The organism is Phormidium yuhuli AB48 (assembly GCF_023983615.1).
Classification (GTDB): Bacteria; Cyanobacteriota; Cyanobacteriia; order Cyanobacteriales; family Geitlerinemataceae; genus Sodalinema; species Sodalinema yuhuli.
In genome coordinates, this window is sequence record NZ_CP098611.1 from 4165360 (window position 1) to 4180514 (window position 15155).

At 52.1% G+C, this 15155-nt stretch carries 17 protein-coding genes and 1 tRNA gene; 9 read left to right on the plus strand and 9 right to left on the minus strand.

All coding sequences use genetic code 11. From position 1 onward, the window contains the following. Positions 1-268: 268 nt before the first annotated feature. A complete protein-coding gene (locus NEA10_RS17945; RefSeq protein ID WP_252665405.1) occupies positions 269-877 on the plus strand; it encodes a sugar transferase in 609 nt (202 codons plus the stop codon). Positions 878-1019: 142 nt separating this feature from the next. Here NEA10_RS17945 and NEA10_RS17950 read toward each other — a convergent pair whose 3' ends face one another. The 3 genes from NEA10_RS17950 to purN all read right to left on the minus strand — a co-directional run bounded on the left by NEA10_RS17950 (position 1020) and on the right by purN (position 2586). Continuing rightward, entirely contained in the window at positions 1020-1181 is a 162-nt protein-coding gene (locus tag NEA10_RS17950) for a hypothetical protein (RefSeq protein WP_252662706.1), read from the minus strand. An 87-nt stretch (positions 1182-1268) separates the two neighbouring features. Next, on the minus strand, positions 1269-1871 hold the full coding sequence (gene pyrE / locus NEA10_RS17955) for an orotate phosphoribosyltransferase (RefSeq protein ID WP_252662707.1): 603 nt from the start codon (positions 1869-1871) through the stop codon (positions 1269-1271). 34 nt (positions 1872-1905) lie between these two features. Next, entirely contained in the window at positions 1906-2586 is a 681-nt protein-coding gene (gene purN, locus NEA10_RS17960) for a phosphoribosylglycinamide formyltransferase (protein WP_374111799.1), read from the minus strand. A 70-nt stretch (positions 2587-2656) separates the two neighbouring features. Here purN and NEA10_RS17965 point away from each other — a divergent pair, with 70 nt between their 5' ends. Then, on the plus strand, positions 2657-3490 hold the full coding sequence (locus NEA10_RS17965; RefSeq protein ID WP_252662708.1) for a PHP domain-containing protein: 834 nt from the start codon (positions 2657-2659) through the stop codon (positions 3488-3490). A gap of 57 nt (positions 3491-3547) precedes the next feature. Here NEA10_RS17965 and NEA10_RS17970 read toward each other — a convergent pair. Further along, a tRNA-Arg gene (locus tag NEA10_RS17970) sits at positions 3548-3621 on the minus strand. 340 nt (positions 3622-3961) lie between these two features. Between NEA10_RS17970 and NEA10_RS17975 the strand changes: the two genes are divergently transcribed. The 4 genes from NEA10_RS17975 to NEA10_RS17990 all read left to right on the plus strand — a co-directional run bounded on the left by NEA10_RS17975 (position 3962) and on the right by NEA10_RS17990 (position 6977). Continuing rightward, positions 3962-4639 (plus strand): Npun_F0813 family protein, encoded by a 678-nt coding sequence (locus NEA10_RS17975; protein WP_252662709.1) that lies wholly within the window; start codon positions 3962-3964, stop codon positions 4637-4639. A 97-nt stretch (positions 4640-4736) separates the two neighbouring features. Beyond that, entirely contained in the window at positions 4737-5684 is a 948-nt protein-coding gene (locus NEA10_RS17980) for a hypothetical protein (protein WP_252662710.1), read from the plus strand. Positions 5685-5736: 52 nt separating this feature from the next. Next, on the plus strand, positions 5737-6507 hold the full coding sequence (locus tag NEA10_RS17985; protein ID WP_252662711.1) for a helix-turn-helix domain-containing protein: 771 nt from the start codon (positions 5737-5739) through the stop codon (positions 6505-6507). A gap of 263 nt (positions 6508-6770) precedes the next feature. Then, entirely contained in the window at positions 6771-6977 is a 207-nt protein-coding gene (locus NEA10_RS17990; protein ID WP_252662712.1) for a hypothetical protein, read from the plus strand. Positions 6978-7016: 39 nt separating this feature from the next. Here the strand turns inward: NEA10_RS17990 and NEA10_RS17995 are convergent, their stop codons facing one another. From NEA10_RS17995 to NEA10_RS18005, 3 genes are all read right to left on the minus strand, one after another. Continuing rightward, positions 7017-7844: a Tab2/Atab2 family RNA-binding protein gene (locus tag NEA10_RS17995; RefSeq protein ID WP_252662713.1), complete on the minus strand. Its 828-nt coding sequence runs from the start codon at positions 7842-7844 to the stop codon at positions 7017-7019. Positions 7845-7884: 40 nt separating this feature from the next. Beyond that, on the minus strand, positions 7885-8997 hold the full coding sequence (locus NEA10_RS18000) for a mechanosensitive ion channel family protein (protein WP_252662714.1): 1113 nt from the start codon (positions 8995-8997) through the stop codon (positions 7885-7887). Between the two features lie 65 nt (positions 8998-9062). Then, positions 9063-10163, minus strand: a complete 1101-nt coding sequence (locus NEA10_RS18005) for a mechanosensitive ion channel family protein (RefSeq protein WP_252662715.1) — start codon at positions 10161-10163, stop codon at positions 9063-9065. Between the two features lie 234 nt (positions 10164-10397). Between NEA10_RS18005 and NEA10_RS18010 the strand changes: the two genes are divergently transcribed. The 3 genes from NEA10_RS18010 to NEA10_RS18020 all read left to right on the plus strand — a co-directional run bounded on the left by NEA10_RS18010 (position 10398) and on the right by NEA10_RS18020 (position 14026). Continuing rightward, complete coding sequence (locus NEA10_RS18010) at positions 10398-11843, plus strand: protein adenylyltransferase SelO (RefSeq protein ID WP_252662716.1); 1446 nt, start codon at positions 10398-10400, stop codon at positions 11841-11843. 165 nt (positions 11844-12008) lie between these two features. Next, the gene (cysS, locus tag NEA10_RS18015) at positions 12009-13439 is read left to right on the plus strand and encodes a cysteine--tRNA ligase (protein ID WP_252662717.1); all 1431 of its coding nucleotides are present in this window, start codon (positions 12009-12011) and stop codon (positions 13437-13439) included. Positions 13440-13588: 149 nt separating this feature from the next. After that, positions 13589-14026: a hypothetical protein gene (locus tag NEA10_RS18020; RefSeq protein WP_252662718.1), complete on the plus strand. Its 438-nt coding sequence runs from the start codon at positions 13589-13591 to the stop codon at positions 14024-14026. Between the two features lie 17 nt (positions 14027-14043). Here the strand turns inward: NEA10_RS18020 and NEA10_RS18025 are convergent, their stop codons facing one another. Both NEA10_RS18025 and NEA10_RS18030 read right to left on the minus strand, forming a co-directional pair. Next, positions 14044-14454 (minus strand): Cif family virulence factor, encoded by a 411-nt coding sequence (locus NEA10_RS18025; RefSeq protein ID WP_252662719.1) that lies wholly within the window; start codon positions 14452-14454, stop codon positions 14044-14046. Positions 14455-14572: 118 nt separating this feature from the next. Further along, positions 14573-15094 carry an orange carotenoid protein N-terminal domain-containing protein gene (locus NEA10_RS18030; RefSeq protein ID WP_252662720.1) on the minus strand — a complete coding sequence of 174 codons (522 nt, stop codon included), beginning with the start codon at positions 15092-15094 and terminating at the stop codon, positions 14573-14575. Between the last annotated feature and the right edge of the window lie 61 nt (positions 15095-15155).

Consider the following 15155-nt stretch of genomic DNA (forward strand, 5'->3'; position numbering starts at 1 on the left):
TGATATAGATCACTCCTCCAATCCCTTAAATTTCGCCATTTTCAGGAGGTTCCTCATCAGAACTTTAAAAAAGTCACCTCAATCATGAAGATTAAGCAAACTTGATAGGGAACATCTACCCAGACTCCAGGAGTCTGACTATATTGGGAACATAAGGGCTGACCTGTTAACGTAACGAAGAGTGCCAACCGTGACTACGACACTGACTTCGCAATTTGCTGCCTTCAATCCGTATCAACCTGATACCGCAGCAGTATATTCCGAACCGATCCATGCCTCGGCCAGCAGCCGGGCTAAACGCTTCATTGATATCGTCGGCGCGCTCGTCGGCTTAGGTATCACTGCCATCATTGCTATTCCTGTCGCGATCGCCAGTTGTATCTCTGATCCAGGAGGCATCTTTTATAGCCAGATTCGTTGCGGTTATAAAGGCAAACCCTTCCGAATCTGGAAGTTCCGCTCCATGGTTCGCGATGCTGACCAGAAAAAACACTTGGTTCAAAATCAAGCCAGCGGCTTCATCTTTAAGAACGAAAACGATCCCCGAATCACTCGGATTGGTCGTTTCCTCCGTCGCACCAGCCTCGACGAACTACCCCAGTTCTGGAATGTCCTCAAAGGGGACATGAGCTTGGTGGGAACCCGTCCCCCAACCCCTGACGAAGTGGCTCGCTATAACCCCCACCACTGGCGTCGTCTCGATGTTAAACCCGGGCTTACAGGGGAATGGCAAGTTAACGGACGCTCAACGGTGAAAAACTTCGAAGACATCGTTGATATGGATCTCCAGTACCAGGATAAATGGTCTGTGACCTACGATTTACAACTGATTCTCAAGACGATTCTGGTTGTTGTTAAGGGCAGTGGAGCCTGTTAAGGCTAGGAAACATCTCATTACTGATTGACGGTGCATTATCTCAATAGTCTGGGGTTGACACATCTGTATCAACCCCCTCAGCGCAAATCCTGCCTCCCGGCAGGATTTTGTGGTTAGCGCCCCAGACCCCCCTCATCTGGGACTATTGGAAGAAAAAACCAGCCAGAAAGACCGGTAAGACCAACAGGGCCGCGACGATCGCAAACAAGGTCACCGGGTCCACATCAACCACCGTTACCTTTGGATCAGAGGCAGCCGAGGAGTCGCGGGGAGTGCGATCGCCATTGGGAGAAGAATTAGGCATAATCAAACCAACCTCAAGTGAGGGTCATCTCCAGCCTACCTCACCTAGGGAGGCCATGGCGAATCTCACGTCTCTCGGCTAGAGGGTCTAGAGGGAAGCTTGCTGGGCGATGGCCTGAATATCAGGAATCGTAAACAAGGCATCAAACGCCAGACCTCGCTCTTGATAGAACTGGCCTCCTCCCTGTTGCCGGTCCACCAGAGACACCACCCGGTCCACGCAGTAGCCCGCATCTCGTAAATGAGTGACCGCCTTCATGGCCGACTGTCCCGTCGTCACCACATCTTCTAAAACCACCACCTTGGCACCGGGGTCTAGGCTCGGTCCTTCGATATAGGCCCGAGTTCCATGGCCCTTAGCCTCCTTGCGGACAATCAGCCCCGGTAACGGCTGTTGCTCATAGGCGGACACAACGGTCACCGCCGACACAATGGGATCTGCCCCTAGGGTCAGGCCCGCCACCGCTGCTGTATCCTCCGGGAGGCGCGATCGCATTAAGCGACCGACACATAACGCCCCTTCCGGGTCAAGGGTGACTAACTTACCATTAATATAGTAGGAACTGCGTTGACCTGAAGACAGAACAAAGTCCCCTTCCCGGTAGGCCAAACGAGCAAGAAGGGTTAAGAGATGCTGTTGCACCGTGGCTAAGTCACAGCTTGCCAACATCGTCGTTACAGAAGAGGTCATAGTGGCGAAGTCGTCAGAAAACGGGGTAAATGGATTAGAAACGAGGAAAATTGCCAAAACTCTGGCCCGCTTGTCTCAAGGCGGCCAGTTCAATGGCCCGGGGCAGAATTTCATGTTCTTGCACCTGGATGCGTTGGTGCAAGCTCTCCGGGGTATCATCGGGCAAGACTGGAACCGCCGCCTGGATGAGAATCGGGCCGCTATCGACCTTTAAACGAACGATATGAACCGTACATCCCGTGATTTTTACCCCAGCCTCTAACGCCTGTTCAATGGCGTGTAGGCCAGGGAAACTGGGCAGGAGACTCGGGTGGATGTTGAGCATCTGATCTCCAAAATGGTCAATTAAGACCTGAGTCACCCGACGCATCCACCCCGCCATAATCACCCATTCCACCCCAGACTGGCGTAGGGTTTGGGCGATATCAAAGTCAAAGGCTTCTCGACTGTGATAGTTGCGGTGATTGAGTAAAACCGCTGGGATCCCCCACCGCTGAGCGCGAGCAGCTACCGCCGCCCCGGGATTATTGTAAATCAGGACGGGGATTTCAGCTCGTAGTTTGCCATCGGCGATCGCCTGAACTAAGGCCTCAAAGTTTGTCCCACTTCCTGAGGCCAGAACCCCTAACTTCAAAGGCTGAGACCGTCGATCTGCCTCAGCAGGACGGTCGGGAGAAACAATAAAGGGAGTGGACGGTTGCGAAGACTGTTGCACGGCTGAATCGAGCTACCCTAGAGAATAACAACGGACATTTGGCGTTGCCCCTACATCATGCTGGAATGACATGCTGGAACTACATTGTCACAGTCAGTATTCTGACGGAACCTTGACCCCAACGCAACTGATTGAGAGGGCCGTGGGGGCTGGGGTGAAAGCCCTGGCCTTGACCGACCACGATACAATGTCGGGCTGCGCCGAGGCCGCTGAGGCCGCCCGACGCTATAACCTGACCCTGGTTCCTGGGGTTGAGTTGAGTACTGTTCACCGGGGCCGTTCCCTACATATTCTTGGCTTTTATCCCGATGGCGATCGCCTCCAGGGGCCCCTGCAAGCTCGCCAGGAGGGACGCAGACGGCGAGCTGAAGCCATGATTGAGAAACTGCACCAGTTGGGCTGTCCTATTGTCCTGCCGAACTTTCCCCCAGGGGTGGCCCCAAGTCGCCCTCATTTGGCTCAGGCCCTATTGAACGGGGGCTATGTTCAGTCTTGGGAGGAAGCCTTTAATCGCTTTCTCAGAGACGGTGGCCCCGCCTATGTTAACTATTCCCAATTTAGTGCCGAGGAGGGCATCACCCTGCTACGCTCCTGTGGTGCAGTTCCCGTCTGGGCTCACCCCTACTTATTTGCAGGGGGCTCCGTGGATGACATCCTGCCGGAACTGGTAGAACTGGGGTTGATGGGGCTTGAAGTCTATCATCCCCATCATCGGCGATCGCAACAAAACCACCTCCACCAGCTAAGCCAGAGCTACCATTTAGTCGTCACCGGTGGCACTGACTATCATGGCCCCGCCCCAGGACGAACCGCCAAAGAGTTAAACAGCTTTGCTCTGCCCCTCACTCTTCTTGAGCCACTTCAACGAGCGGCGGAACAACTCCAGTCATACCAGGGGGGTTAGACCCCTCGCTGAAGCTAGAAGTCCGGGGCCCCAGGGGGCAAACCTATTCATCGTTGACGGGTGCGGTAGGACTCGAACCTACGACTCGCTGCTTAGAAGGCAGCTACTCTATCCACCTGAGTTACGCACCCAGCTTTAAGGACTTGAAACCTTGGCCAATCTATCCTCCCAGCCTATCACACCCAACTAAAAATCGAAACGTGTGACCGTGAAAAAACTGTTAACCCGGGTATTAGCTTCGGTTGAAGGCGGATTACAGGGTACACTAAAATTTAAACCATCCGACAGTAGTTGAGATAGAGTTGACGTCAAACGGCAGCTTTGATGTCCCGGCGATCTGCGTTGGGACACAAACCTACCCCCTAAGACCATCATGGATATGATGGTTTCCCCTGTCGCGACTCTGACGACACCCCACCTGTCGTGTCCCACACCATCCATCGACCCCGATCGGAGTCAATTGGCAGTGTCATGTTTATTTTAAAAAGGCAGGATGTTGAAATTACCAGTATCCAGCACCCTAAATCCGGTCAACCGGTTCCGGTTCTTAACTATCAAGGGCAAACCTTTCGCCTGATTAGTGTCTTCAACGCTAACCAAGCCGAAGAGGCTCGCTCGTTTTGGCGGGATTTAACCGACAATCGCGGCAAGGCCTGTGTTCTCCTCGAAGAACCCGACCGCTATAGTGTTTGGGGAAAAGTTCGTTTGGAACAAATGAGTGGGGATTCAGGGGGGGACGATGTTTCCGTTGCAGCCTCAACGGCCTTCACCCAAGCCTCGTTGCTGCTCTTACAAGCCGTCTACTTTGATGTCGAAGATCTCCTAGGGACTCGGCAGGCCGGTGCCTTTGAGAAAGAAATCACCAAAGTTTTCCAACAGTGGAATTTTCCCCAGGCGATCGCCCCTAATGAGGTCGAAGACCTATTGCAGCAAGACCCCTTGGATGGCAGCAAGGTTCCCCCTTGGCAGGAACATCACCTGAATACTCTACTTCAAGAACTGTATCGCATCGGGAAAGACTATTTTGGCAATCCGAATTTTGCTGGACGCGCCATTGATGCCTTAGAAGATTTGCCCGATGGCGATCGCGCCCAGTTTATTAGTTGGATGAACCAGTCTCCCCTAGGAAAACTCTGGGCCACAGCCTGACGCCCTACTGATCGGCCTTAGGGATACTGTGGTCAGGTGTCCTGAGTGGTTTCTCCCGCCATCACTGCCAGCACGCTATTAGTCTCTAAAATGTTTTATGAGTAGCACCCCTGACAAACCCAACAAGGACGGGTTGACCGCTTGGTTATCAACCCCCAACTTAGTTTTACTTTCCGTAATGTGGGGTGTCGTCGCCCTGCTATTTTTCTTGCTGTTTAGTGTCACGATTCCTGGAGAAGGTCGCCCCTTTTGGTATGGAATCGGCACGTTATTATCAGAGCAGATCGCCTTTACCTTTGCCGCCGCCCTCTGTTTACGCAATGGCTTCAGTAGCAAGATTGCCAGTGGCCGTAATGTTTGGCTGTTCCTAGGCTTTGGGATGGTGTCGTTCTTTATCGGCAATCTCTTTTTTAGCTGGTGGGAACTCTATTGGGAACTAGACCCGGCCGTCTCCCCAGGGGATTTATTCTACGTGGGCAGCTATTTTTGTATGACCATTGGCATGATTTTGGCGGTGCGATCGCGTCGGCTCAATCTAGAGCTATGGCAATGGGGGGTAATTCTGGCCATTGCTACAGTGGGGGTGGCCTTTGCTGCTTGGGTCTCTCATCCCTTCGAGTTTGGTCTCGATGCCAGTAATGCTATCGCCGATGGCGCAGTGACCATTGAAACGGCTCGCCCGGCCCCAGATTGGGTCATTACTCTGGAAAAACAACTCGATCCCTTCGGACCACCGCTGAACCTTCTCTATGTGGTTTTGGATGTGTTGCTATTGATTATTGCCGCCATCTTGTTACTGGCGTTTTGGGGCGGACGCTTTTCTCAGTCGTGGCGCATGATTGCAGCAGCCGCCTTCTCTCAATATGTAGCCGATATGTGGTTTAAGTACGCGGACAAGAACATCCCCAATTATGAAAGCGGGGATTTACTCGAAGTGTTTTTTACCTTCACTGGGGTCTTTTTTGCCATTGGCGCTCTGCTTGAATATGATGTGTCAACCCGAGCGGTATCTCGCAGTCGCCGCCGTCGAGGGCCTTCATCCTAATTAACTCCCCCTTCAACCTGTTTTTCAAATTCTGCAAGATCATAACCGCCGCATGAGTGCTAAAAAACTGTCCGATGCCGACAAACAGGAGATCATAGAGCAATACCGGCAACCCGGTGAGACCACCTCAACCCTGGCTCAACGCTATGGGGTGAGCAACTCTACCATTAGCCGCTTGCTCAAAAGCAGCTTTTCGGCCCAAGAGTATGATCAACTCGTTCAGCAAAAACGCTCTCATCGGTCCGCAGGGGGCGATCGCCGGTCTCAACGACGTAAACCGATTTTGCGGGACTCCTCCTCTGAGGCCGATACCTCCAATGGAGATTCTGGGGAACAGTTACAACTTGAGTTGCCTAACGATCACTCCAGCCGCCGTCAGCCTAGAACCGCCAGCAGCAGTCCTGAGGAGACTCTCTCCCCTGGAGTACAGATGCTGGCTGAGCCGGAGATGGAGGACACGCAGAAGAAACCCTCCCCCTCCAAGTCCTCAAAGACGGATGATCGCTCCCTGATTCCATTGACCATTGAACCCCTGGCTAAGGCCTCAATCCCCAAAACCTGCTATTTGGTGGTGGATCGCTCCTCGGAACTCATCTCGCGACCCCTGCGAGAGTTTAATGATCTCGGCGAAATCCCAGCGGCTGAGATTGCCTCGAAAACCCTACCGGTGTTTGATAATCACCGCGTGGCTCGACGCTTTGCTAACCGCAATCAGCGGGTTATGAAGGTTCCCGACAGTCAGATGCTACAGAAAACTGGGCCTCATTTACAGGCAAAGGGCATCACCCGTATCTTCTTCGATGGTCAGGTTTACTCCCTGTGACCTAACTCCAGCTCGTCAGTAGCAACCTGCGAATCCTAGTCTTCCCTAGCATCAGCTAGGGATTTTTTTTGGCCGAGGACTGTCCCAACCTTGGAAGAGGCTAGGCTGAGCAACAGACTACAACTTTTGTCAGCGATCTCCGTCACTCAAAACCATATACATTATCACCGGGGTATGTGTCAACAATCACGCGCCATCTTTACACAATCTTTATATAAAAAAGTTACAATTGCCCCGTAGGGTTTACACCATCTTCCAGAGCCATGTCCTCGATCTCTCCCAGCGCGACGTATTCCTTAGAACATGTGGTTGAACGAATCTGTGCCTTGCGTCAAATTACCCCCGTGGATCGGCATCTGCTGACCCATGTGCTCACCAATCGTTCTTACTTCGGTCGTCACGAACAAAATCTCGTTGATCGGGTCTACCACGGTATCCATGATGGCAATATCTGGATTGTGGATAATTAAGACCTGAGCCGTTGCCATCAAGGGGGTTCTCGTGACCGGTTATGCCGGCTGCAACAACCAGAGTCCCGTATACGTATGTCCCGAGTCGTCGGGTTGGATCACCAAAAAATGGAGTCCTTTGGCCTCGTTTTGGCGTTGATGGTAGAGTCGTGCCGCCGCCTGAACCTCTGGATCATCAAAGGTTGCGAGAACCCAGCGATCCGCCAGTCCGGCCTCTAAAATTAAACCGTCGGGGGCCCCAGGAACATAATTGACCGCCACAGGGTTGATACTCTCTAACCATTGAGCCAACTGTAACGATTTGCGTCCCCCATCAATCACCAGTCCTGGGAGTGGCTGCGTGGAGGCTAGGCCAAGACGAAGGGGATGGAGATCCGGGGGGAGCGATCGCACCCGCATCGGATGGGCCGCAAAACTATCTAACTCCGCCACGGGGAGGGAGGCAAAGCGCCAGCGATCGCCCCATAAGCTATCCGCCACTGGGACTGGGGCCGGACGAGGAACCGCCAACGGCTGATAGGCATCGGACGTATATCCGGGTAACTCCTGATAGACACTCACCCGATCCAATAACCAGCGTTTCAGGGTATCCGTTCGTCGTGTTGCCAGGGCCGTAATCCCCAATTTGCGGGCCACCTCCTGGATTAAACTCAGGGATTCGGGCCGGAACGTAGCCAGAACTTGGGGCAGGGGGCGATCGAGACTCTGCAACTGTTGCACAATCCAATCGGAACTCGCTTGAGATTGAGGACACCAGCGTTGAAAGCGGAATTCAAAGGTGCGATCGCACCCCAATAACTCCCATAACACCTCTCCCTCCTCATTGCGCAGCGGACGACGAAAAAAATCCAGTTGCCAAACAGACATAAACCCTTAACCTTAAACAATAGACCAAGCGGCAACGAGGTTAAAGGGTAATCGGCGATTCCACATACACCGTCGGTTCCTGAGACGAGAACGTGATCCCAAACTGACTGAGTTTCCCTGAAATCGTCTCATTCGCCAACTCTAACAACCGTTTCCGCAATTCAATCGAGTTCTCATTGGAACCCAGAATAAAGAACGTCACCCGGGCCTGAGTTCCCCGGCCCTCATCATCCTGACTAAAGCTGAGACTGGTACTCCCAGGATCAATTCCAAACACCGAATTGGTGCTTTCCGTGACGACCTCTCGCACTAAGGCCATATCCTGATCATCGAGGGCCTTGGCGAAATCCAGGTAAATCATCGACATCACCTTTTTGGCCCGAGTCAGGTTTTCTACTTCGATATTAACCAAAATTGAGTTGGGGACAATAAAGAGGGTACTTTTGGCCGAGGTCCGAATTTTCGTGGAACGCAAGCCAATGGACTCCACCCGTCCGAGTTCTCCGTCTTTGAGGCGAATATAGTCCCCAGAGGTGAAGGGGCGATCGAGATATAACACCACTGTACTGAGGAATTGCTCCAAAATTCGCTGAGATGCCGCCGCCACCGCTAAACCACCAATCCCTAACCCAGCAAACAGAGCAAATAAATCGAAATCTCGGCTTTGGGCAAAGGCAAATACTGCCAATAAGCCAATCAAGAGGTTGGCGATGGTCTCAAAGACCAGTAATAATTCATCAACTTCTAAGCCGAGTTTCTTTAACACTTCAATCCCATACACACGCACAATTTGCCGAAACAGCTTAGAGGCCAACCAAGCCATACTAACAATCAGCAAAAAATCCAAAATTGGAATTAAAAAGGCATACAAGACCTCATAGGGTTGCAGCCATACCGAAGACCAGTAAATTAATAGTAAACTCCCAGCCACCTGGAGGGGTTGTTTTACCGGTTCCACAAGATTTTCATAGGTGCTCACCGCTGAATCACTAAAAAAACGGTAAATTAGTGAGCGAACCAGTCGCGGTGTAAATTGTCCTAGGAGGAGAGAAAGGAGGAGAAAACCGAGAAAAATGATTAACCGTAGAACATTGGCATCAACCAACCAAGAGATGACAACTTCAATTGGCTCTAAACTATCACTGAGATTCATTATAGCTAGGAAATGTAGAAAACACAAAACACAGAATCAGGTCAAACTTTCCCTAGAAGAGTCACCTAAATAGTGATGGGAGAGTCCACATAAATTGTTGGTTCTTCAATATCAAACAGGACGCCATATTCCTTAAGTTGCTGGGCAATTTTTTGGTTGGCAACATCTAACACTTGACGGCGAATTTCCATGGAAACACTTCCTGATCCTAAAATAAAGAAAGTTGTTTGGGCCTGAGTTTTTACCTGATTGCCTTTCTCGCGAACCGATTTAAAGGTGACGTCGGTATTCCGAGAATCAATGCCAAAAATATCAGACGTACCGCGAATAATAACCTGACGAATCAGGGCCCGCTCATCTTCGGGGATATCCTGTTGAAAGTTAAGGTATAAAATCGCCATTACTTTCTTACCCCCGGTGAAGTTTTCCACCGTCATTTGTGTTAAGTTGCCATTGGGAATAATCATTAACGTCCCCTTCCCAGAACAGCGGATTTTAGTCGAGCGTAAGCCGATGGATTCTACGCGACCAAAGGTTCCATCAGGAAGTCCTACATAGTCATCAATTGTAAAGGGTTTATCCAGATATAAAACAATTCCCCCCAACACTTGTTCAAGGGTTTTTTGTGCCGCAAAAGCAACCGCCAACCCCCCAATTCCTAAACTGGCGAGTAATCCGAGTAAGTTGACTTGGTGAGTTTGAGCAAAAATAAAGATTGCCGCAATAATGATGACAAGATTGGAAACCAATTTGCCCAGGTTTAGCAATTCATTGATTTTGCTTCCTTTGCGAAGAATTATATCTAACAAATAAACATCAAACAGTTGAGCGACTACCCGAGACAGAAACCAGGCGATCGCCACCGTCAACCCTAAACTCAAGGGAGTTTCCAGCCAAGCCCCCGCCTCAAGTCGAAGGACTGCCACGTCCAGTGTTGTTAAACTCAAGACGATACCCAGAAGCTGTAAATTAGGCTGCAATAACACTCGATAAAGAATACCCAATTGTGAACTCTTGTCTTGGGGGCGGTTAACAAAAACAAGAATAGGACGTAAAATAAAGAGAATCCCGAGGGTTAACCCTGCCCCAACTGCCATCGAACTCCATTGGAACAGGTCATTTAAATCTAAAGTATTCGGCAAATATTCCGGTAAATAATCTAGCATTGTCTCGACAGAGGGTAAAAAAATGGGAATCGAACAGGAACCAGAGCGGTTCAACGACAGTTCAACGAGATTAAAAACGTCAATTTAGGGTTAGCTCAAGGTCCAGAGAGGAGTACAGGAAAACATCAGCACCTCCCTTAGCTTGCATAGAGTCAACAGAGTTTGCGAGAATGGGAGGGGTAATCTGCGTCTTTAGGCGCAGCCATCCGACCTAATTTCACGACATCCTAACGAATGACCGTTCCTGAGAGTTCGCAGTCCCCTGTATCCCAGAATCCGTTTCTCAGCTTAGAGTACGAAACCGCCTTAGAATCCTTGGGAGACGACTACTACGATATTGTCGAAGCCGCGGACTTTCCCACGCATATCCTACGCTTTCGTGGCGATCGCCTACTTCCCAAGCTGGGACTTGACCCAAACCAAGTTTCTGACAACCATTTTATCGAAAGTTTCGGAAAATTTAGCAGTTCTCGCCCATTCCTCGCCTTACGTTACCACGGCTACCAATTTGGAGAATATAATCCCCGCCTCGGAGATGGACGGGGATTTCTCTACGGACAAGTGCGAGGAACTGACGGCAAACTCTATGATTTTGGCACGAAAGGGAGTGGCAGCACCCCCTACTCCCGAGGCGGAGATGGCCGCCTCACCCTCAAAGGAGGCGTGCGAGAAATCATCGCCTCAGAAACCCTGGCCCGTCTGGGAGTCAACACCTCCCGCTGTCTCAGCGTCATCGAAACCGGCGAACAACTCTGGCGAGGAGACGAACCCTCCCCCACCCGTTCCTGCGTCATGGTTCGCCTCAGTCAGTCTCACATTCGCTTTGGCACCTTTGAACGTCTCCATTACCTGCGACGGAAAGACCTCAGCAAAACCCTCCTCGATCATGTCCTGGAGGTCTATTATCCCCACATCGATCGCCAACAGCCCCAAGCCTACCTCCAGTTTTACCGAGAACTGGTCGATCGCACCGCCCAACTGGCCGCCCAATGGATGGTCGCCGGGTTCTGTCATGCGGTCCTAAACACCGACAACATGTCCATCACCGGGGAAAGCTTCGACTACGGTCCCTACGCCTTCATCCCCAGTTACGACCCAAACTTCACCGCCGCCTACTTCGACTATTACGGTCGCTACAGCTACGGAAACCAGCCCCTAGTCTGTAAACTCAACCTAGAACTCCTGCAACAACCCCTCTCAGGAGTCACCCCCGACCTAACCCCCGAGGCCATGACCGAGGCCCTACAAGAGTTCGATCGCAGCTACGAAACCGCCTATCGCCAGGGAATGCTACGACGACTGGGCCTGCCAAACCTAGGGGAAGACGACGGCCGAGAACTCGTCCAACTGACCGTAGACATCCTACGAGACAACGACATCGGCTATCACGACTTCTTCAGCCAACTGCGTCAACAATTCTCCCCCCAATGGCGAGATGACCCCGAGGCCATCTTCCCCAAAGCCGACCCCCCCCACATCCTACAACCCTGGATTGCCCTCTATCACCGCTTCCTACAAACCCACTCCCCCAGCGAACTCGAACAAATCCAGGCCCATCTCGCCGCTGTCAACCCCAACCTAATCCCCATCCGTCCCGAAATCGAAGCCATCTGGGAACCCATCACTCAAGCCGACAACTGGCAACCCCTCTACGATCTCCTCGATCGCATTTGGGACTAACACAAGCCTATTGCCTATTGCCTTCTTCCCCCTGTTCCCTGTTCCCTGTTCCCTGTTCCCTCTCCCCCCTATTGCCTATTGCCTATTGCCTTTCCCCCCCCTCCCCCCCCAATCCGCTAAACTAAAACCATTCAAACCTTTACTCATGCAACCCCCTTGCCCACAATGACCCTCAGCATATACAACACCCAAACCCGGACTAAAGAACCCTTTGAACCCACAGTCCCCGGCGAGGTCAAAATGTACTGCTGTGGCGTCACCGTCTACGACGACTGTCACCTCGGTCACGCACGGTCTTATATTGTCTGGGATACCGTGCGGCGTTACCTGCAATGGCGAGGCTATCGAGTCCGCTACTTGCAAAACTTCACCGACATTGATGACAAAATTCTCAATCGGGCCAAGGAACGAGGCGTATCCATGGCTGAGATATCCCAACAGTATATTGATGCCTATTTCCGGGATATCCGCCAACTCAACGTCGCCGATGCCGATGACTACCCTCGCGTCACCGACCATATCCCCGAAATCTGCGACCTTATCCAAACCCTCATCGATAACGGCCTCGCCTATGCCGCCGCTGGGGATGTCTACTACAGTGTCGAACGCTTCCCCAGTTACGGCAAACTCTCCGGACGCAAACCGGAAGATATGCAATCCGGGGCCAGTGGACGGGTGACCGCAGATAGCCGCAAACGTCATCCCTTTGATTTTGCCCTCTGGAAAAGCAGTCAGGAGAATGAACCCGGCTGGGACTCTCCCTGGGGGAAAGGTCGTCCCGGCTGGCATATTGAATGTTCGGCCATGATTCGCTCCCAGCTTGGAGAAACCATTGATATTCATGGCGGCGGCGGGGATTTGGTCTTCCCCCACCATGAAAATGAAATTGCCCAATCCGAGGGGGCCCATGGTCAACCCCTGGCGAAATACTGGGCCCATAACGGTATGGTTCGCGTCAATGGCGAGAAAATGTCCAAGTCCCTGGGCAATTTCACCACTATTCGCGAGTTGCTAACTCAGATTGACCCCATGGTGTTGCGGTTGTTTGTGCTTCAGGCCCAGTACCGCAAACCCTTGGACTTTACCGATGAGGCGATCGCCTCGGCTAAGAATAGCTGGACCACCCTGGAGGATGGCTTACAGTTTGGCCCGAAGTTTGGCGGACAGTTGGGATGGTCCAACAACGGCTCACATCCTGGACTGGCCGAGGTCAAAGAGTCATTTAAAGCGGCCATGGATGATGATTTCAATACCCCCGGCGGTCTGGCGGTGGTGTTTGAGTTAGCCAAAGAGTTACGCCGAGTGGGCAATATCTTGGCCCACGGCGGGGAGATATCTGAAGACCCCCAACAGCTACAGCAACAATGGACGACCTTAGTGGAGTTGGCCGGCGTTTTAGGCTTGGAATCTCACCGGGACGAGTCGGCTGAGGTCGATAGCTTGACCGATGAGGCGATTTATGAGTTTATCCGCCAGCGACAAGCGGCCCGTCAGGCGAAAAACTTTAGTGAAGCCGATCGCATTCGCGATGAGTTGAAGCGTCAAAATGTGACCCTCGTCGACCAGCCCAGTGGAACCACCTTCATTCGCAGCTAACCTCATCATAAATCGGGGACTGTCTCCGAGGGCGGTCTCCGATTTGTTACATAAGTTAATCTAATTACTAAGATTTTCAACGTTAAATTGACAAGCCTGGGGATCACTTGACAAATTGGTTAATGTAGCGTAACCAACAGTTTAACCCCATGATGGAAGCCCATTTCCCCCTCGCCCCTCGCTATCGCCTTGATGATGAACAGCCTTGGTTACGGGGCATTGACCCCAGCCGACGTTACTGGGTATGGGTCAATGGGAACCAGGACTGTTGTACAACCGTTCCGGGGCTATCGGCATCGGACTTTGGAGAATTTAAGAAGACTGTACTCGGGTTTCGGGCCTTAAAACCGGGTGAGACCTTAGAACTCGGTCGCATTGTCGACGCGCCGAGGATTCATTGCATCAGCAGCAACTGTTTTGCAATGGCCACCACCTACAACCAAGCTCCCGTCTGGCATCTCTTCGACCGGGAAACCCTGGAAAGTTTACTGATGACCGCCCATCCTGACTGGCAATGTTCCCCCAAAGATGTGGAGTTGGGGCGGGAGTGGATGGAACAGATGTTCCTCCACTCCGTGGCAGCTTAGGGATTCAGCTCAACCCCTTAAGCGAACTGTTGCAACTCTAGCAGTTGCTCCGGTGACGCCAACAGACGAATCTCAACCCGTTCAATTTGAGAGTGACTGTTTAAGTTAAACGTCCAGGTGACGGGAACCGAGAAATAGGGGGTTTTGACATGACCCCGCACTTGGACGAGTTGACAGCCATCGCCAGCGGTTTGCACGGTGGCCTGTTCGGGGAAGCAGGTTAAGCCTTGGGCCTCCGCTTCCAGATAAGCCTGGATGGCCTCAACCCCGACAATTCCCCCTTGGAAGGGTGGGTGCAGTTCACCGTAGGGCGCAAAGTGTTGAGCCGTCTGCTGACAGTCGCCGGCGTTGAGGGATTGGAAATACCCAATCACCACGGGCACATTTAGATCCGGCAGAATCGCGGTTTGACAGGTCGTGATTGTCATAATTGACCTCAATGTCTGTGAAGAGCTGTCTAAAAGGAAGGCGGAGCAAAGGGGGTGAGTTGACCTCCACTCCGCCGGTTCGCTTCAAGAGAGTTGTCTGTTCTAGGGGTTGGCGTCTCTAGCTGAGAGCATCAAAGCCCATATTCACGACAGCATTACGCAGAATCGTAATTTGCTGGCTGAAGTTGGTCTGGGTTACCAGGACGTTGAGGATTTCTTGCACGGCCCGAGAAGGCTTGTAGCTTTGGGGGACACGCACGACGGTTCCCTCATCCATCCCTTGGGCCAGACAGTACCAGAAACCCAGTTTGGTGTTGGCGTTAAACACCCCATAGGCGCGACTGAGGGGGGTGTTGCGTTGGGCGACGAGGTCCCGCATGAAGCCCATTTGCTCCTCGGGGCTGAGGGCTTTGACTTGGGTTAGGAGACCCTCCGCCAGTTGTAGGCGGGCGGCTCCGGGAGCGGCGGGGGTGATAGATTTCCCCATTTCGAGATAAATGAACCACAGGAGTGCCAACTGGTCATCTGTGGCGAGGCGTTGGATGCGAGCCGACACTTCCGGAACAAGGGAGGTGGGTTCGACGGTCGAGAGTGCGTTGGCTTGAGTCGTGGTGAATTTAGAAGAAGTGGCGTAAGCCATGGTAGTTACTCTACTTTTGTCAACCGATTACATCCATTCTGCAACCTAACTTCATAAACTG